Below are 18,086 nucleotides of genomic sequence, written 5' to 3' on the forward strand. Positions count from 1 at the left end.
AATTCAGCACATTCACTACCGATCTTCAAAGTAAAGCTGATAAAATTACCCTTCAGCAGGAAGTGAACAGGATAAAGTTTGTTGAAGATGGATTAGCTGATGTGAATACCAATCTTGAAATTAAAGCCGACAGAGCGGCTGTTCTTGAGCAATTCAGCACATTCACTACCGATCTTCAAAGTAAAGCTGATAAAATTACCCTTCAGCAGGAAGTGAACAGGATAAAGGTTGTTGAAGATGGATTAGCTGATGTGAATACCAATCTTGAAATTAAAGCCGACAGAGCGGCTGTTCTTGAGCAATTCAGCACATTCACTACCGATCTTCAAAGTAAAGCTGATAAAATTACCCTTCAGCAGGAAGTGAACAGGATAAAGGTTGTTGAAGATGGATTAGCTGATGTGAATACCAATCTTGAAATTAAAGCCGACAAAGCGGCTGTTCTTGAGCAATTCAGCACATTCACTACTAATCTTCAAAGTAAAGCCGATAAAATTACCCTTCAACAGGAAGTGAACAGAATAAAGGTTGTTGAAGATGGATTAGCTGATGTGAATACCAATCTTGAAATTAAAGCCGATAAAGCGACTGTTCTTGAGCAATTCAGCACATTCACTACTAATCTTCAAAGTAAAGCCGATAAAATTACCCTTCAACAGGAGGTGAACAGGATCAAGGTTGTTGAAGATGGATTAGTCAATGTGAATGCTACTCTACAATATAAGGCTGATAAAGCGACAATTCAGGAACAACTGGGCGGTGTGAATGCCAATCTTCAAAATAAGGCAGACAAAGAGGCATTAGAAAACCATCTTTGGTCAGCAGATTCGCATATCAGCTATTTAACAAAAAGAGATGCTTCCAATCTGGATTCTAAAAATATTTATGATTGGCAAAGGGTTTTAGGAATTTCAGAATTGACGGAGCCTATAAGCAATTATAAAATCTACAAGGCTCTGTTACAAACGGATGAAAACTCCCCAGAACCTAAATTTATAGTATTGGAAAATACAATCGGAGATATTGACTGGAAACGGAATGATGTTGGGCTTTATAGAGGCTCGCTGCAAAAAGCTTTTCCGCAGGGTAAAGTCTGGATCAACAGCAAGATAAATATACCGTTCGACAAATCGTCTCCGGTAGAATGTATGGCATTAAGGTCTGATGACGATGCTGTAATCCTCAATATTCTTACCCAAAGGGAAAATTATATTCCTGTTGATATGCAGGGAGAGTTCGGTATCATTGAGATTCATGTCTATGAAAAGTAAGGGATACTGCAACTACAGAATGGGAAGGTCAAAAAACTTTTATAAGAACAAAAAAAGAATGAACTTTGCCCTGTAAATAATCAATAGTAATTGTATCCTCAAAAACAATTCAAATACAATACTTATTACTTAAAATATAAACTCAATCGAGTAGGATGTTCTTAAAAAGGAAACCTTTTTCATAAGAGCAGAAGATTGATTCTTAGAAAAACAGGAAATTCAATAAGAGAAGGATTTTGTAAATAGCAGCTTCGGCTGTTTCGTAAGACCTTCCAATGTGAGCAACCTTTCGGTGAAGAGTTTATTCTGGAGACAAACTGACAGATTTTTCAAATATCAAGAACAACATTTAATTTCCTGCATTTACAGAAAGCAGAAAACAGAATTTATCAGGATGGTAAAGAAGGTTAGATCCTGAAATCATACTGTCAATCAATTGATTATCATAAATGTAAGAGTTGCTGCAACTACAGAATGGGAAGGTCAGAAAACTTCTGTAAGAACAAAAAAAAGATGAATTTTGAACTTTAAATCTATAAATAGCAACTGAAATCCGGAAAACGAATATACTGAGAATAACCAAATAAAGAGCATCAAAATATTATGGAAGAAAAAAATAAATTAACTCAAAGAGAAGAATTAAAAACCTATTTTGAAACAGGCAAATATCCTACACAAAATCAATTTGGTCAATTCATTGATAATTATGTTCATTTAAATGAGTTCAATTTTGGGCTGGATGTAAAGGCATCAGGAATCAGTAAGAAAAAATACTATCATTTCTACATGGCTGAAAATATTGAGAAATCGGGTAGAGGACATATAAACATCGAAGACATCGAAGAAAATGAACCTAAGAAAATAGATAATTATGTACATATACTAAGTAAAAACATTACTTATAAGTGTTTAAACGTAAAATTATCAAACGAACTGGACATTAATAAATATCAGCCTAAGATCATCATAAAACGTTACAAGCAACAAAAAACGCTTAAAAGCGGTTATTTAAAAAACGCAGGCTTTTATAAGGAACTTCCGTCTGATGCAGAATCCTGGGGAAGACAGTCAGAATATGAGGTGACGGCAAATGAGATGGTGATAGATATTAATCCTGTAAACTATTTCAAACCCAATACAGATTACAAGGAGTTTTCTCCATCGGGCACATTCAGCAGACCTGGTTCATTCAAATATTCAACACATCACAGAAAGCCATTTTCTCTTATTCAAATGCTTTTAGAGATCGATGTTAACGGGACAAAATTCAGGTCGCATCCTGTTGATATAAAAATTATTCTGGGAAGAGATGAGAAAGATTTAATCAATTACATTATCAATTAATAAGCTTAATCTCAGTCGGGTAAGATGTTCTGTAGCGGGAAACCTTTTGCTCTTGAAATATTGGAATTTTCTGATGTGCGAGCATCAGCATCTCATCCATGAGCAGAATAGTAGTGTATGGCTGTACTATTATTTTTTCAAGAGCAGAATAACTCTGCGAAAGCAGGGAAAATTATTCTTAATAAGTAGGAATTCCTATAAGAGAAGGGCTTTCTGGAGAAAACAGCTGCGGCTGCCCAGGTAAGACTTTCCAATGTGAATTACTTTTCGGCTGAGATTTACTTTTTAGAAACCATATATTTTTAAAAAATCACAACTTCGATTACGAAACTAAAGATGAAACAGAAATGTGTTTGCAGTGATCGGGAAGTGCTGATTTTTTAAATCAACAAAACAATAAATCAGCAAAACAATCATAAAACCATGAAAACAGAGTATTACAACAATTATTTGTACTCATTGGTGAGCAACTTTTCGGTTGAAGTTTATTGAAAAACCATTAGATAAAGTGGAATAATTCAATAAAACAACCTCAGTCGAGTAAGATACTCTATAAAAGGAGACCTTTTTTCCTTGAAATACCGGAATTTTCTGATGCACGATCATCAGAATCTCATCCGCGAAAAATGATGGGTCATCAGATCTTTTATTTTCTTTCAAGAGCAGATAATGATTCCGTGAAAGCGGAAGATTTGATTCTTTAAAAGTAGGAATTCCAATGAGAGAAAGACTTTCAAAAAGCAACTGCATTGGCAGTTGGGTAAGACTTTCTAAATGAGTTACTTGTACTTAAAATTATTTAGATGATGTTTTTAGGATTTAATGTCAGAAGAAAAATTATTATACTTAAAAAAGCAGAGAACAACCATTAATACAAGGGTAAATTATAAATCTCAAAAAAGAAAAAGACTAAAAACCAATGGAACCAAACCAGATACAAAAATTATTTACTCATTTAGAAGAGATTATTACGTGGCGTATAAACAATTCTTCAGAAAATTTTTCAGGAGCACCAGAATTGAAAACTAATGACCATGCAGGCTTTCCATTGGGTGACTATATTGCGGGAAAGAAGCTTAGTAATCAGGAAGTTGTAATACTTTTGGCGGCTTTATCACCAAGATTAGATCCGTCATTGCTGAAACGTGTTTACTTAGAGTTTCCCGGCAGTGCATTGTTTGATTTTTGTTCAGCTAGTGAAAACGGCAGACTCTTTTATCCCACTGTTCAGACTCTTCAATATATTTTAGGTGGGGATAGTATTTCAGAAAGACTGAAAACACTTGATTATTTTGGCTCAGATTCGGTATTGATGAAAGAAGAATTGATTGCTTTTTCAGGTTCGTCTCATGAGTTTATGTCGGCAAATAGCCAGATAAGCATTCATCACGAAGCTTTTAATACGATAGTTTTCGGATTAGAATTATTGCCAAAAATGAGCAATGATTTTCCGGCAGAATTATTACACACCCGTAGATCGTGGAGTGATTTAATACTTCCTCAAATCACATTAAACGAACTTCAAAGCATTGAAGCCTGGTACAACAGCAGCCAAATTCTGATGGAAGATTGGGACATGCAGAAAAAACTTAAGCCGGGCTTCCGGGTGTTGTTTTATGGGGAACCGGGAACCGGAAAAACTCTTGCAGCCAGTCTTTTAGGAAAATATACAGGACGTCCTGTTTTTAGGGTCGATGTTTCTATGTTGGTCTCAAAGTATATCGGTGAAACAGAAAAACAATTAGCTAAATTATTTGACAAAGCAGAAAACAAAAACTGGATCTTATTTTTTGATGAAGCCGATGCCATTTTCGGAAAACGTACCAGTGTACGGGATGCTCATGATAAGTATGCCAATCAGGAAGTTTCTTACTTACTGCAGCGTATAGAAACGTTTTCGGGGCTTATTATTCTGGCTTCCAACTTTAAGAATAATATGGATAAAGCCTTTACAAGACGCTTTCACAGCTGCATAAAATTCAACAATCCAAAGTACGAAGAGCGTTTGCGGATCTGGAAACAAAATCTGCCCAAGCAGTTACAGCTTGAAGATATCAATATAGAACAAATTGCCAAACGATACGAACTCACCGGTTCTAATATTATGAATGTAATACAGGATATAAGCTTAAAAACCATTGCATCAAAAGATCCTGATTACAGAGTAAGTGTAGACACATTATTAGAGAGTATCAAAAAAGAATATGTGAAAGAAGATAAAATATTTACTTAAAAAATAAAAAGCCGGGAAAATGTGTTTTTTAACATAACAATTCCCTCATAAAAACTCCCGGCTTTATAATCAGTTAATCTCAAAAAATAAAGCTTATGAAAGCAAAAATTCTGCTACTGATCATAATCAGTGGTCTCCTATTGTGTTGCCGAAGTAAACATAAAATGACAGCTACTTACAAAGAAAGCAAAAAAGAAACGGCAAAAGTAAAAGTTGATTCTATGAACGTGCAAAACTTAAAAACAACTCAAAGCATATTCACTGATGCATTAGTGAAGGAAAATAAAAATGAATTATCCGGGGAAATATTGATCAGTGGAACATCAGATTTATCCAATCCTTTTGTTTTTCATAATGTTGTCGGAAGCGATACGCTCCAAAGTATTTCTATCAGGGGAAACGCAGAATACTCGATCAATAACCATTATGCAAAGAGTGATAATAAAAAATCGGAGGTTAAAAGAGAAGAATTTACAAGCATTATCAAAGAGGTCACTCAGAAAGCTGTTTCAAAAGAAAACATCAAAGAAGGTACTTCCGTAGTTTCTGAAGAAACAAAAAAAATCAAATCAACCGGGTTTCAAGCCGGAGCCTGGATTGTCATTGCAGCAGTTGCAATGTTTTTAATACTCATCTTTTTCACCTTTAAATATTTTAAGAAATGAAAACATCACAAAAGGGAATAAATCTCATTTTATCATTTGAAGGTTTCAGTTCTAAGCCTTATTTGGATTCTGCAGGAATTCCGACAATCGGATATGGAAACACCTATTATCCCGGTGGCAAAAAAGTGACCATGAAGGATTCTGCAATAACCAAAGAAAAAGGAGCCGAATTGTTTTCATCTGTTTTACCAACTTATGAAAAAATAGTTAACAGTAAAATTAAAATAACTCTTACTCAAAATCAATTTGATGCTCTCGTATCGCACACGTACAATACGGGAGGATCAGACACTTTATTTTCTTTAATCAATAAAAAAGCAGATGCCAAAACAATCAGAGATTGGTTTGTTTCAAGATATATTACAGCCGGAGGCAAAGTTTTGAAGGGTTTAATCAGACGCAGAAATGCTGAAGCAGATTTGTTCTTTACAAAATAAAATTTTTGAAGCTATAAGGGGTTTGGTACACTTATTTAGGACAAAGCTGTCTTACCGCTGATCTCAAATTTACCATTGATCTGAAAATACGCTGCACCAGTTTTCCGGTGCAGCGTATAAAATTTAATTCTAACTGATTTTCTACCTTCTGTAAAGGAATTACATGGTATATTTTTGTTTTAAGATTTCTATCTGCATGGGACCGATTCCCATTTCCACCTGAAGGAAATTTTCAACAGAACCATACTTTTTGTTGATGGCGCCGAAAAAATTTCTGATCAGTTCGGGTCTGAGTTCCATCTGTTCCTTGATTTCGGTTTCCGTCATTCCCGACATTTTTGATAATCCCGAATACATCCCTCTCATGGTTGGGTTTTTAGCCAGATAAAAATTTGAAGCCAGATAATCTTTTTCAATAACATCCTGAGGAACGCCTAAAACTTTCAGGAATAATGCTGATGCCATCCCGGTTCTGTCACGACCTCCCGTACAGTGGAAAAGTAACGCTTCATCAGGCTTCAAAGTCAGTAGCTGAATAAATAATGACCTGTATCTTTCTCCGAAATAGGGAAGCCCGCCTTCACCATACATATCAAATAAAAAATTTTTGTCTTTCAGCATTTTTGCCATATCCTGGGCAGTCGGAAGGTTGTTGCTTCCTGCAGGACAAAGAAGATAACCTGTGTTTTGAGGAAGCCTGTCGGGAGCTTTTTTTGCTTCTTCTATTCCTCTGAAATCTACCACGGTTGCAATGTTCTTATCCTTAAACGTTTTCAGATCCTTATCAGATAATTTGTCAATTGCATCGCTTCTGAATACTTTCCCTAAAATAACTTCTTTTCCGTCAGTAGTTTTGTAACCTCCTGTATCCCTGAAGTTGTACGCCCCTTCCATTTTTACAACACGGCGTAAACTGTCTGTAATCTGTGCATGCGCTGCTGTACCCAGAGCAACGAAAGCTAATGTCAATACTAATTTTTTCATATATAATTGTTTAAAATATTTGCCAGCGAACGCCCATCTGTCCTCTGCTTCCATACCATTCGCTGGAAGTGATTCTTTTCTTGTTGTCTCCCATATAAAGTCTCAGACTTTCGTTGCTTAAATTATTGAGTTCAATAAATAATTTCACCTTTTTACTGATGTCATAGCTTGCTGAAAAATCAACGGTAAAGTTTTTGTCTGACCAGATATAATACTGTGGACCAAGGTTTTGGTTAATTGTTTCTACCGATTTTCCTCTGTAGTTCCCTGCCAGACGTACCATTATCTTATTGCTTTCATAATAAAGAATGGCATTGAAAAGATTTTTTGATTGATTGGGAAGTGTGGTTTTGTCAGAATATTGTATTCCGTTTGCCGTTCTGGGAACCTCTACACTTGAATTAATAAAGGTATAATTGAATTCTACGCCGAAGTTACCCAGGAAACCCGGTAAAAAATCAAGACGCTTATTAATTCCTGCCTCAAAGCCTGTAAGATTTGAGTCCTGAAGATTTTTAGCCTGCGTCACCATGTAGTCGTTCCCGTTGATATTCAGAATAGACGTGTCCTGGAAAACAATATCTGAAATCTTTTTGTAAAAAACTCCTCCTGAAAGGATACCGATATTGCTGAAATAATACTCGCCCATAAGATCAAAATTATGACTGAAAGTAGGCATTAGATCTGGGTTTCCTCTGGTGATCCTGTTTGGGTTTGAGGTATTGTCTATGCTGGATCCCGGTGACATATCTCCAAAATTAGGTCTGATAAATGATCTTGTATAGGCAAATCTCAGACTAGATTTCGGCGAAAAATTATAACGCAGATGGAGCATAGGAAGAAAAGCATTATAGTTACTTTCAACTATTGACGGGCTGATTACTGTAGCAGCCGGAGTTCCTTCCTTAGTGGCTTTTGAACCGTTTAAAGTTAATCTGGTTGTCTCATTTCTAAAACCTCCTACAATTTTAAACTGATCATTTACCTTGATTTCCGTCATGGCAAAAGCAGCAAAAACGTTTTCCTCGCCGGTATAAACACTTGTTGCATTGGTTTCTGCACTTGAAAAATCCCTGAAGCCATTTTGTTGTAGAAATTCAGGAGAATACATCTGGAAAAGCTGATCCTTTGTCGGCGGATTCATGATGTAAGAACTGTAATCGCCGTTCATTCCGTTAAGAAAAGCTGTTCCTTTCGGTGGTTCGGAAGTAGATAATTGAGATAAAGTAAGCAGGGCAGGAGAATTGGGAATTCCCAATGAAGCTCCCGGAAGATAAACAGCATTGTATCCGTATGTGCTGTTTCTATCTTTTTCGCGGTATTTTGCACCGATCTTAAAAGTTATATTTGAATTAAGATCATATTTTATGTTCAGCCTTGCAATTTTATCCCGTTCGTTGTTGTCTAATTTTGCAATCACCAATTGAGAAAGCAGCAATTTGTCGGCGCGCATTACTTCATCAGGATTGGTTGTATCAGAGCCGTAATCCATATATTCACCACCGACTCCATTCGGAGAATCAAAGCTCCAGTAGCGTTTTCCGTCGCTGGAAAGATTGGTAAATCCGCCGGTAATTTTTTGTCTGAAAGTAGCGATTGGAAGTCCCTTTATTTCGCTTGTTGGTGGCGTATCGAGGAAATATTTTGCATTATAGTCACTTAGCATCCAGTCCAGGCCCAGCTTTTTAGAAAGCGAATGTTCCCCGCCAAACTCCATTCCGTATAATTCTGTCTGATAATGAGAATATCTGAAGTTATACTGATAACGGCTGTTGTTGTAATCTACATAGGATTCGTAAACTGGGCGGATGTCATCAAACTTATTAAACATTCCGCGGAAGAAGACTTTGTTATTGGAATTAAATTTATATTCGAGACCGCCATTCAGCCCGATCGTTCTTCTGGTTCCCATATACCTTTTGAGCATTACTGTACTGATAGAATTTTTCTGTACACTATTGGCAGAATTTGTATTATAGGTTACATCAAAAGAATCTGCACCCCATTGTCTGTCCCAGATGGCACCGGAGAGGATGACGCCCAATTTATTTTTAAAAAAACGGTCACCGTAGACAATAGATCCGTTGTATGTAGCATTTTGGGAAAAGGTATTGTATCCGCCGGCTCCGCTGACACTTAGCGTTTTCTTAGCCGGAGCTGTTCTTGTGATAAAGTTAATGCTTCCGCCAATAGCATCTCCATCCATATCCGGAGTTACTGCTTTTGAAACCTGCACAAACTGAATAAGTTCAGAAGGAACGACATCCAGAACGAATGATCTGTTTCCTAAAACATTTGCGCTCGGAAGGCGGTTCCCGTTGAATAATGCGGAGGTCCATGCAAAAGGGGTTCCACGCACTGTTGCCTGGTCTGCCTCGCCGTGATACCTTGCTACTGCAACACCATGCACTCTCTGTACTGCTTCCGCCGCATTTCTGTCCGGCAGTTTTCCGATCGCATCCGCTGCGATCACTTCCATGATGGCGTTGTTGTTTCTCTTGATTTCATAGGCTTTTGCCTGGGTTAGAGCATTAGGTCTCGACATGACTACTTCCTGAATGTCACTTACCTTGTCTTTAGTTTTCTTTTCTTCAGGCTCAATGGTGATATACCCCAAATCGTTAGTTCCTTCTTTTAATTGTACCGGGAAAAGCTTTGTCTCATAACCGATATATTCGATTTTTACGTTGACGTTGCCCAATGTTGGTGAAAGAAGATTAAAATCTCCATCTAATGAAGAAACGGCTTTCGCATCAGAATCTACGATAGAAACGTTAGCTCCCGGAAGGGCTCCGTTTGTTTTCCCGACCACAGTTCCCTTGATGGTCTGCGCATGGATGGTTCCCAGTGACGCCATCAGAAAAAAAGCAGATATCTGGATTGTTCTTGACTTCTGTTTTGAAAAACCAATAGAATTATTCATAGGAATTTTTTTATTGCAAATGTGAGCTGATAAAAGTTACTATTCGTCCGAAGGAAAAAACCATATCAAAAAACGTATCACTCGTTGAATTGATACTGTTAACCATTTGTATTTCAGTTTTTTGTAGTTATTTAATTATTTGTTACTTATTTGTGAATCTAATATTAAATACCATATCAAATTTTTAATAGATAGATAACAGGTTTGAGAATGACGGTATGGAAATTATGTGTTTATTTTGTATAAACTAAGGACGTAATGCAATATATAGTCATTATCGGGGCTTTTCAGGCACTTGTAGCACTCTGGCTTTTACAGTTCAGAGACAGGAAATCACCCTCCAGTTATCTGTTTATTTTTCTCCTTTCAGCGATTGCCGTTCATCTGATCATTAAATTCATCATTTTCAATTTTATTCCGGATGAAAGTATCAGGCAGCAGATGAACACGTTTATTGGGGCGAGTTATGGTCCGCTGATATATTTATATGCGCTCAGCAGAACCGGAAAAGGTCTGCCGATTGCCGGAAAATGGTATGTTTTCGTCCCTTTTTTTATTCTGATGGTTTCTTATCTCACAGTTACGTGTGTTTTTCTTGTTCTTGGAAGAGTCGACCTGAAGCTGCTTAGCCTTTACAACAACTTCAGCCTGGTTTTGCTTTTTATTATTAATTTATATTACCCCTTAAAAAGTCTGCTTCTGATTAACAAAAATCAGTTTAAAGCTTCTGAAAAAACTGAATATGATGTCATTACAAGGATTTCCTGCTGCATCCTTTTTATGGAGGCGGGTATTATTATCTCAAAAAGTTTACTTTATCTGTATCCCGAATATGAATCTTTAATCAATACCGTAATGCGTACTGTGGCTTACTTTTTACTTTTGGTTATCAGCTTGTTGATTGTAAGAAAGAGTCTGAAAACGCACAACACTGTTTTTCCTGAGATAAACTCAGACAATAATTTTGAAATCCCGGCAGATAATCGGTCTGACGGAGTAAAATTACCTGTAAATACAATAAATTATGATACCCAGTTCGGGGATTTATGGAAAAAGATGGACGATCTTGTGAAAGAGGAACAACTCTTCAGAAACTGTGATTTGACGCTGGATCAACTGGCTGTACAAACAAAAATCAATAAGTATCAGATCAGCCAGATGCTCAATGGCTACAAGCATAAGCCGTTTTACCGCTACATCAACGAATACCGTATTGAATATTTTAAAAATCTTGTTGAAAACGCCATTGAAAGAAATGAGAATATTAATTTCCTGTCCTTTGCTTATGAAGCAGGTTTTAAATCCAAATCTTCATTTAACCGTTATTTTAAAGAAATTACAGGAAAAACTCCTTCTGAATTTTATAGAAAAATCACAAGACAGGATACATTAACTTTAACATAGTTTAAGCCGGACTCTTACCGATATATTATTCAATGGCAATCCTTGTTGTAGGCAGATATAGTTGCTTATGTACTTTTGGAGACGATCTCCACAAAAACGATAAGGGCAACAAACTTTTTAGAAGATTTATATTCGGGACTCAGCTGTTCACGGATTTTACTTAATGCATTGCTTAGTTTGTTGCTGACTGTTTTGTTAGTTAATCCCAAAGCTTTAGCGGTTTCGTCTACTGACATATTCTGTCTGATTCTCATATCATAGACTTTCTGTTCTGTAGAGGTAAGACTTGAAACAACCTCATCGATCATTGAGAATAAAGTAGAAATATCACTTTCTTCAAGAATTTCGAAATATTCGGTGTCGGTAATATCAATGGGATCTTCAGATTCATCAATACGTACTGACGGCATTTTTTTAGAACTGTTAAAATGATCAATAATCCTGTAATGTAGATGTCGCAGCAGGTAGCCTTTTGCGCTTTCGTTTTCATCAGTCTGAATGCTGTCGGTATGTTCCAGAATTTTGATCCAGAGATTCTGCAGCAGCTCTTCTGCAACCTCTTTATCTCTCGTTCTTACAAAAACAAAACGGTATAGATTGTCCCAGTACCGCTCGTACAGCAGGATAAAAGCAGGCCGGTCGCCTGTTTTTATTTTTCTCAATAAAATGTGATCTGTCTGATTCATCTTGATGACGCAAAATTACCTAATCAAAAATTAACTTTTTGTGAACTTTAAGGATTTTAAGATTAATTATTTCTGAAAATCTAGCCTGAAATATGAACGGAATGTTTAGAAATATAAAAAACAGATCAAAAAGCATTGACAGCTTGAGCTTATATGAATACAATGTTAAATGATGACGGGGGAAGTTTTTCAATTTCACAGTTTTATCAATGTAACGGTGAACTTACATCAGAAATTTATGAAAAACTTAAGCTACAGGAATATTGAATCATTTGTTTTCAGACTTTGGGAAAGGGAAGTTTCGGAAGAAAAAATTTTGGAGAAAGAAACTGAACTTTTAAATCAATGGAAAGCAGATGCTGAAAAAAGCCTTGATCAAAATCACAGTGCAGAATCTAAGGAAAAAATTCTTTTTTCACTGGAGCCATATTTTATTCAGACGTCTATCATAAAACCTAAGATTGGATTCTCAAAATATTTAACTCAAATCGCAGCTGTCATATTGCTTCTTTTTACATTGGGAGGATTCTTTACGTACCAGATTTTCTTTAAGCCGGATGTTTATTTTTCAAAATACGGAAACCAGAAAGTTCACCTGGAAGATGGTTCTGTGGTAACCTTATTCCCCGGAGCAAAGCTTACTGTAGAAAAATCTTTCCCTGCTGATACCAGAGTGGTAGACTTAAGTGGAGATGCCATTTTTTCGGTAGCAAAATCAAAAGAACATCCTTTCATCGTTCGTGCAGACGGGTTCAGCACCAGAGTATTGGGTACTGTATTTAAAATCACCCAGTCCGGAAAAGATAAAGCGGTAGATCTTTATGAAGGAAAAGTGGCAGTTACTTATGAAGGTGTTCCTGTAACCTTCCTGAAGCCTCATCAGAAATGGACCAATTTTGGAGTGGCGCGCACTGCTGCAGTTATTTCATTTAAAAAAGACAACAGATCACATACAGAATTTTCTTCTTTATTATCTCTGAGCTTTAATGATGTGAGTGTGAAGGAAGTTGCTGAAGTTTTACAAAAAAATTACAATATCAATATTGTTTATCCTAAAGAAGTCTCTGAGAAAAAAATAACGGTTGATTTTACCGGAGGCAGTACCGATGAGAATATCGAAGCATTGGCTTTCATTCTGGGACTGGAGGTGCAGAAAGAGAATCAGACCTATATACTGAAAAAATAAATCAGATAAAAACTAATAAGAAGGATCAAAAATAAACCAGAAGAGAAAAGTGAAAATGAAAAGTTTGAAATGTGGGCTTACCATCGCAGCATTATTTTTTACCGCAACAGCAGAAGCGCAGGAATTATCGCAGAGAGTATCATTCGCTGTTCCGGGAGAAAAGCCGCTGATCGAGGTTTTGGAAGAGTTTGCCGGAAAAACAGGTCTCAGATTGGCCTATTCTAAAGCAGATATAAAAGAATTAAAAGTAAAAGGATTAAAATGTGAAAATATAACCATCAGTGCCTGTCTCAAAGATATTGCGGGGGCACTTCCCATTGTGTACCGTCTTCGTGGTGACCTTATTTCAGTAAAATACCAGGGGAGCAGTGTTGCAATATCGGGAAACGGAAAAATTTCCGGAAAAATTGTAGATGAAGTGGGAAATCCCGTAGCAGGAGCAGAAGTTACCATCGGTGGGAAAGAAGTTTCTACAGACAATAACGGAGATTTCACCATTGAGCTGCCTTCCGGAATATATACACTTACCGTAAAAGCCCCTAAATACAGCTCTTTGCGGGTAGAAAAGCTTGCTGTGACCAGTAAAGAAACCAATACTGTTTCATTTGCTTTAAGCCCAGTTTCGGATAAGGTAGCGAGCATCAGAGAAGTAGTGATTACGGGAACACGTAAAGCAAACACACAGGCGGGTCTGTTGGCTTTGCAGAAAAAAGCTGCCCAGATGAGTGACGGTATTTCTGCCGAGCAGATCGCAAAAACACCCGATAACGATGTAGGCGCAACACTGAAGAGAGTAACCGGAATCACAACAATTGATAATAAATATGTAGTCGTACGCTCTATGGGTGAGCGTTGGAATACCGCTGCGATGGATGGGATTAATCTTCCCAGCACCGAAGCTTATAACCAGAATTTTTCGTTTGACATTATCCCGACATCTATGGTCGAAAGTGTGATTGTAAGTAAAACGGCAACTCCGGACATGAATGCAAGTTTCGCCGGAGGCTATGTGGAAGTAAAAACAAAAGATATCCCAAACGAAAATTTTACAACCGTAACACTGGGTACTTCCTATAATGACCAGGCTACTTTTAAAGAATTTCTTACACGTCAGCGGGGAAGATATGATTATTTCGGGTATGATGACGGAACAAGAGATTTCCCAATGGGTCTGAAAGCTATGAACTGGGAGAATCCGTTGTTTTTTGAACAGTCAAAACAGTTTACGAATGACAACTTTACCAATTACCGTACAACAGCAGATATGGGTTCTAATATGCAGCTGGCTTTGGGAAGAACTTTTAAATTAAACAACAGCAATAAATGGGGATTTGCGGGAGCTTTAGTTTTGAGAAACGAGCAGAATAACCTACAGATAGATCATACAGGAAGAGGAAACTGGCTAGATCAGACTTATCTCGTATCTGATTGGGAAACATCGGGAGAAAAGCCTGTAAATTTTTATAATTTTAAAAACCAGGGAGCTTCCTACAATTATAATTCTACCATTGCGGGAATGATGAATTTTGGTCTGCAGCTGGGAAAAAGCAGATTCTCATTCAGGAATTCATATACCCATATTTATGACAATACAGTAACGAGAATTACAGGCTGGAATGAGTATACTTCGGGCAGCGGATTGCCTGCCAACGCAGAATTATCATATAATTATTTTTATAACGGCATTATCCCCAATAACGATCCTGAGCAAATAAAAATGCTGGACAGACCTTATACTTCTAATGCAAATTACCCGGTTTACCAGACTCTTTTGCAAAACAAACTGGAAGGAAACCATAAGATAGGGAATGTAGATGTTGATTGGTTTATCGCAAGAACAGGTGTGGGATCTGACACAAAAGATTACACACTGCATCATACATTATACAGATTTGTAGGGTTTGAAACTCTTGCTTATCATGAGGCTAATAACTCATCAAGTGATTTTGCACGAGGATATATCAAAAATCGCGAAACTGACTATAATTACGGAGCTTCCTTTAAATGGAACATTGATTTTGGAAATTTTAAAAACGATATTAAAACAGGATATGCGGGAGCTTCTAAAGAAAACACCAACGTCCAGCAGAAATTTTTGTTAAGAACAGATGAATCAAATGGCGTTCCCACTAAAACACTGGAAGGTGCACTTTCCGATTGGCTCGATGGCTCACATTATGTTCCGGGTGGAATAGGATGGCAGACAAGACCCCTTTACAACGAAGAAAAATATGAAGGAAAAGTAGATCAGCACGCAGGATTTATCATGTTTGATAACCGATGGAAAAATAAATTCAGGCTGGTGTGGGGATTAAGAGCGGAATATTTTAAATATAACCTTATTTCTCAGCAGCTGGATCCTGCTGATCCTCAGAATGTCTCTAAAAATACTGTAGAAGACAAACCATGGCAGTTCATGCCTTCAGCTAATTTCACGTACAGCCCTACAGGTAAGATAAATGTAAGATTAGCTTACAACAGGATGGTAATTCGTCCGCAGTTCAACGAGAGAACTGGGTTGCCGTATTTCGATCCCATTGCCAACGGATTGATTTATAATACTGAAATGGTTTCGTCTATAGTGAATAATTATGATTTTAAGTTTGAATGGTTTCCGGGATTGGGCGAAATATTTTCAGCAGGTTTATATTATAAAAATATTGATAAGCCTATTGAAAGGGAAGGATACATTTCCAGCGAAGGAAACCTGTACCTATATAATGGAAATTCAAAAAATGCCAAGCTGAAAGGGTTTGAGGTGGAGGTAAGAAAAAATCTAAGTTTTATTTCTGCAGATTCTTTTCTGGAAAAATTCTTCTTCAGCGGAAACTTCACCTACAATTCTACCAAAGTAATTGCATTTAAAGATAAAGCAAAAACCAGTGACGAAGATGCTACCTATGAAGTAGAGAGACCTCTTTACGGGCAGACTCCGTATGCTTACAATCTAGGTCTTTTATACGATGGGGAAAGATTGGGAGTAAGCTTTCTGTATAATGCTAAAGGTGATCAGTACATTACGGTGGGGTATGGCTACAACGGTGAAGAAATCCAGAGACCGTATGCGGTTGCTGACGCACAGATCTCGTATAGATTTCTTAGAGAAAAAAATTTAGAAATAAAATTTAATGCAAGAAACCTTTTCAACAGAGTAAAAGAATATTACAACAATTACAATTCTTATTCAGTAGCAAAAGGCGGAAACGTGCAGACAGAGAGAGAAATGCTGGAGCTTTTGCCGGGTGCCACCGATAAGTATGATAAAAATATAGATAAGATTCTTTTCCGTGCCTACAGTGGAAGAATATTCGGAGTAAGTGTCAATTATACTTTTTAAAAAATAATATAAAACAGAAAAGAGCTCGTGCAACGAACAGGTAGGTATCCTGATATTGAATCACAATTACTACTGATGAATGCGCAACACAGTACAGATTCAGCGAAAAAACGCTGCCGGAAACTTCCCGCAACCGGCAGATAAGAAGGGAACTCTTCATCACAGCTCCTCATGTAATGCAGAGTAATAACAAGTGTAAACCAAATCGCAGAAATACAGGGGCGGGTATTTCTAAAAAAACCAAGCTGGTCTAAAACAAACAAACCGGCATCATAATCTAAAATTTATAACTATGAGAAAATTAAGTTTAATCGCCATCGCAGCTTTATCACTTACTGCATGTCAAAACGATTCGTTAGCAGATTCTTCAACTCCATTCGAAATGAAGCCTGCTTCTGCGGAATATATTACAGCTTCTTCACTTCCTGTTACCACTGTTAGCGGAGCTATTACCTCAAACACAACGTGGAGCGGAGTGATAGAAATCGACGGTATAGTAACGGTAAAAGATGGTGCTACACTTACGATCCAGCCGGGAACATTCATCAAAGCTAAACCAAATGCAGCAGGTGAAGGTTCAGGAATTCTGGTTATTACGAAAACAGGTCAGATCAACGCTACAGGTACAGAATCTCAGCCTATTATTTTTACGAGCTACAGATTGTTGGATGGTAACGAAGATACTACGGCTGTTCCGGGAGATTTCGGAGGTGTGGTTTTATTGGGTGATGCACCTTCAAATGTACCGACTACTACTACAGTAGAAGGTCTTAGCGGTAGTGATTATTATTTCGGAGGTTCTAACTCTTCTCACAATGCAGGAGTTATGAATTATGTTCGTATCGAGTTTGCAGGATACGATTTCGTAGGAGCAAATTCAGGGAATGAAGTAAACGCTCTTACCCTTGCAGGTGTTGGAAGCGGTACTACGATAAGAAATATTCAGGTTTCTTACGGTCAGGATGATTCTTTTGAATTTTTCGGAGGTACAGTAAATGCTTCAAATTTAGTTTCTTTTGCGGCAGAAGATGATAATTTCGATTTTGACAATGGGTATACAGGGACAATTACCTGTGCATTGGCTTTGGCAGATTCTAACTCATCTCACACTACAAGCGGTGGTGTTTCTGATACAAACGGTATCGAGTTGGATAACAACGCAGGTGGTACATCTACACCGTTGCTTACACATCCGGTTATCAACAATCTTATCATTGTAGGACCTAGTACAAATGTACTTTCTCCAACTGCCGGTGTAGGTCCTGCTTATGAAAACGGAATCCATATCAGAAGAAATGGTAGATTAACTTTAAATGATGCCGTAATTACAGGATATCCTACAGGAATCAGGGTAGAAGGTACAGGATCACAGTTATCATCTGCATCTACGTACAGCTCTATTCTGGTACACGGATTTACAACTGCCGTTACAGGTGCAGGTACATCAGGAATTCCTGCTGCTAACCTTGTTGTTTCATCATCTGCAGCACTGTTTGGGATGAGCCAGCCGTTCTTCAATAATGGTGGCTGGAACGTATCTCCTAGAAACTGTGGAAACTTCCAGGGTTCTTGGACGAAGTATGATTTCTCAATCGTAGACTAAATAATTAATGCAG

At 37.4% G+C, this 18,086-nt stretch carries 12 protein-coding genes; 9 read left to right on the forward strand and 3 right to left on the reverse strand.

What is annotated here, in order from left to right; translation table 11 throughout:
* The 5 genes from AC4FQ5_RS18045 to AC4FQ5_RS18065 form a co-directional block, all read left to right on the forward strand.
* Positions 1-1,271 (forward strand): hypothetical protein (locus AC4FQ5_RS18045; RefSeq protein ID WP_491145583.1); only part of this gene is annotated, 1,271 nt, incomplete at its 5' end.
* Positions 1,272-1,874: 603 nt separating this feature from the next.
* Entirely contained in the window at positions 1,875-2,615 is a 741-nt protein-coding gene (locus tag AC4FQ5_RS18050; protein WP_491145585.1) for a hypothetical protein, read from the forward strand.
* 919 nt (positions 2,616-3,534) lie between these two features.
* Entirely contained in the window at positions 3,535-4,848 is a 1,314-nt protein-coding gene (locus tag AC4FQ5_RS18055; protein WP_491145587.1) for an ATP-binding protein, read from the forward strand.
* A 164-nt stretch (positions 4,849-5,012) separates the two neighbouring features.
* Entirely contained in the window at positions 5,013-5,513 is a 501-nt protein-coding gene (locus AC4FQ5_RS18060; RefSeq protein WP_491145589.1) for a hypothetical protein, read from the forward strand.
* Entirely contained in the window at positions 5,510-5,950 is a 441-nt protein-coding gene (locus tag AC4FQ5_RS18065) for a lysozyme (protein WP_491145591.1), read from the forward strand. The genes AC4FQ5_RS18060 and AC4FQ5_RS18065 overlap by 4 nt, the downstream gene beginning before the upstream one ends.
* A gap of 159 nt (positions 5,951-6,109) precedes the next feature.
* Here AC4FQ5_RS18065 and AC4FQ5_RS18070 read toward each other — a convergent pair whose 3' ends face one another.
* Both AC4FQ5_RS18070 and AC4FQ5_RS18075 read right to left on the reverse strand, forming a co-directional pair.
* Positions 6,110-6,934 (reverse strand): tyrosine-protein phosphatase, encoded by an 825-nt coding sequence (locus tag AC4FQ5_RS18070; protein ID WP_491145592.1) that lies wholly within the window; start codon positions 6,932-6,934, stop codon positions 6,110-6,112.
* A gap of 10 nt (positions 6,935-6,944) precedes the next feature.
* Entirely contained in the window at positions 6,945-9,857 is a 2,913-nt protein-coding gene (locus tag AC4FQ5_RS18075; RefSeq protein WP_491145594.1) for a TonB-dependent receptor, read from the reverse strand.
* A 258-nt stretch (positions 9,858-10,115) separates the two neighbouring features.
* On the opposite strand from AC4FQ5_RS18075, the gene AC4FQ5_RS18080 reads away from it, so the two are divergent.
* The gene (locus tag AC4FQ5_RS18080) at positions 10,116-11,261 is read left to right on the forward strand and encodes a helix-turn-helix domain-containing protein (RefSeq protein ID WP_491145595.1); all 1,146 of its coding nucleotides are present in this window, start codon (positions 10,116-10,118) and stop codon (positions 11,259-11,261) included.
* A 65-nt stretch (positions 11,262-11,326) separates the two neighbouring features.
* Here AC4FQ5_RS18080 and AC4FQ5_RS18085 read toward each other — a convergent pair whose 3' ends face one another.
* Entirely contained in the window at positions 11,327-11,947 is a 621-nt protein-coding gene (locus AC4FQ5_RS18085; protein ID WP_491145598.1) for an RNA polymerase sigma factor, read from the reverse strand.
* 238 nt (positions 11,948-12,185) lie between these two features.
* Here AC4FQ5_RS18085 and AC4FQ5_RS18090 point away from each other — a divergent pair, with 238 nt between their 5' ends.
* The 3 genes from AC4FQ5_RS18090 to AC4FQ5_RS18100 all read left to right on the forward strand — a co-directional run bounded on the left by AC4FQ5_RS18090 (position 12,186) and on the right by AC4FQ5_RS18100 (position 18,073).
* A complete protein-coding gene (locus tag AC4FQ5_RS18090; protein WP_491145599.1) occupies positions 12,186-13,133 on the forward strand; it encodes a FecR family protein in 948 nt (315 codons plus the stop codon).
* Positions 13,134-13,188: 55 nt separating this feature from the next.
* The gene (locus tag AC4FQ5_RS18095) at positions 13,189-16,470 is read left to right on the forward strand and encodes a TonB-dependent receptor (RefSeq protein WP_491145601.1); all 3,282 of its coding nucleotides are present in this window, start codon (positions 13,189-13,191) and stop codon (positions 16,468-16,470) included.
* Positions 16,471-16,762: 292 nt separating this feature from the next.
* On the forward strand, positions 16,763-18,073 hold the full coding sequence (locus AC4FQ5_RS18100; RefSeq protein ID WP_491145603.1) for a beta-helix domain-containing protein: 1,311 nt from the start codon (positions 16,763-16,765) through the stop codon (positions 18,071-18,073).
* Positions 18,074-18,086: the final 13 nt, after the last annotated feature.

The sequence above is a fragment of the Chryseobacterium sp. DT-167 genome (assembly GCF_058310155.1).